General features: G+C 60.2%; 1 protein-coding gene. It reads right to left on the reverse strand.

Going from position 1 to position 1,755, the window contains the following annotated elements; translation table 11 throughout:
* Window positions 1–522 precede the first annotated feature (522 nt).
* Window positions 523–1,653 carry an IS110 family transposase gene (locus VGM51_14870; GenBank protein ID HEY3414318.1) on the reverse strand — a complete coding sequence of 377 codons (1,131 nt, stop codon included), beginning with the start codon at window positions 1,651–1,653 and terminating at the stop codon, window positions 523–525.
* Window positions 1,654–1,755: the final 102 nt, after the last annotated feature.

Below are 1,755 nucleotides of genomic sequence, written 5' to 3' on the forward strand. Positions count from 1 at the left end.
GTTCTGATATGGAGCGACCCTGTCAAGCCCCACCGGGTTTGGCGGGTTTGAACTCAGGCCGGCTCGCCTCCGCAAGGAGGCCAGCCGGCCTTTTCGTTTTCATGTTGCCTCCACAAATCGTGAAGTGTTCCCGCCGGAGCCGCCCGTCACATGACTGCCTGGCCGGAACGGCGCGGAGCGGGCAAGGGCGCAAAGCGGCGAAGCGAACCCTTGCCCGCGAGCACCGTTCTGGCATTGACGGATACTTCGACGGGCGGCGTAGCGGGAACACGTTCCTGCTGGTGAGCCTGGAGCTTTTCTGGTTGGGACGGCACAGCCGATGACAGCGGAGGAGCTGGCGCGACGATTGATCACTCTGATATTCGCGGGTCGGAACCGCATGGTCATGATCCGTCGGGAGCTGCCTCGGACTAAACGCGCGGGTTGGGTTCGGAAACCGTTCCGCATAGAACGTGAGGAGGATTCTCCTTTTCGTTGGCCCTGCGCTGTCATCGGCTCTGCCGTCCATGGTCACTTCCTGCCTTATGCGGTGATGGCAATTGTTTGCTGTTGTTCAGTGTGGACTGCGATCGCCCAAATGAAGCCGAGCAACTCACGTCCTATCGCGGTCACAATCTGGTTCTTGTTCTTGTCCCGGGCCGCGAATGCCGTGTAACGCTTGTGCAGCCGTTGTTGCGCTTTCCACGCCATCTGCTTGACTTCATCACTCAGGGCCAGGTTCTTCTGCCTCCGCAAGAGGAATCCCGTTACGTTGGGCCTGTGCTGATAGGCCCACGCCGCTTCCACCAGCACCCTTCTGAGATGGCTGTTCCCGGTTTTGGTGATGCCCCCGCGCTGAACACGGTTCCCGCTGGAGTGCTCGCGCGCCACAAGGCCGCTATAGCCCATCAATTGCCGAGGGCTCTGGAAACGGGACACCGATCCCAGTTCGGAGACAATCGTGGCCGCCGTCGTCTGCGCCACTCCACGTAGTGCTTGCAGCGCCTCGATCACTGCCCGTATTTCCGCTGGCGCCGCGCGCACAGCCTCATCGATAGCCTTCTCCAGTTTTAGAATGCGAGCCGCGACATGATCCACTTCTTCCTGATAGTCCGCCAGTGTGGCCTCCAGCGCGGGTTGGTCAAAGTGCACATGGCTCCTGATCCACTCCAGGTACCGCTTGGTCCAGGCTTTCAATCCTTCCGGCCGACGTCCGTGACGCAGCAGGAACTTGCCCAGCCGGTGCCGCGCTTTCAACTGATCCTTCTTGGCCGCCTCTCTGGCTCGAACCAGATCCCGCAAGGCCTCATGGGCTGCGTCCGGTACCCAAACAGCCGTCAGTTCGCCGGCACGGTAGCAGCGCGCCAGTTTCTCCGCATCGCGGCGATCAGTCTTAACCCGGTCTCCCGCTTTGGTGGGAATCAGGCTCGGAGCGATGACTTCGCAGGCAACGCCCAATTGCGTCAACTGCCAGTACAGGACATAGCCGGTTGGCCCAGCTTCATAGCAGGCCCGAAGGTGCTGAACCGGCCCGAGCTTATGAACCAGTTTCCGAATCGATTCCAGGCGGTTCGGGATCACTCCCAGCGAACGAACTTCACCGCCAGCTTCCGCTACCGCCACGGCAATGGTGTCGGCGTGGACATCCAAACCAACAAATCGTATGTTAGACATGCGACCAACTCCTTTCGTATGCGGCTCTGCGCCGTTGGCTCATCTATCCGCAGCGTAACCCGCGGATCTACGAATTTGGATTGGTCGCTCCATAATGACTAA

The sequence above is a fragment of the Armatimonadota bacterium genome, from assembly GCA_036504095.1.
Taxonomy (GTDB): Bacteria; Armatimonadota; DTGP01; order JAKQQT01; family JAKQQT01; genus DASXUL01.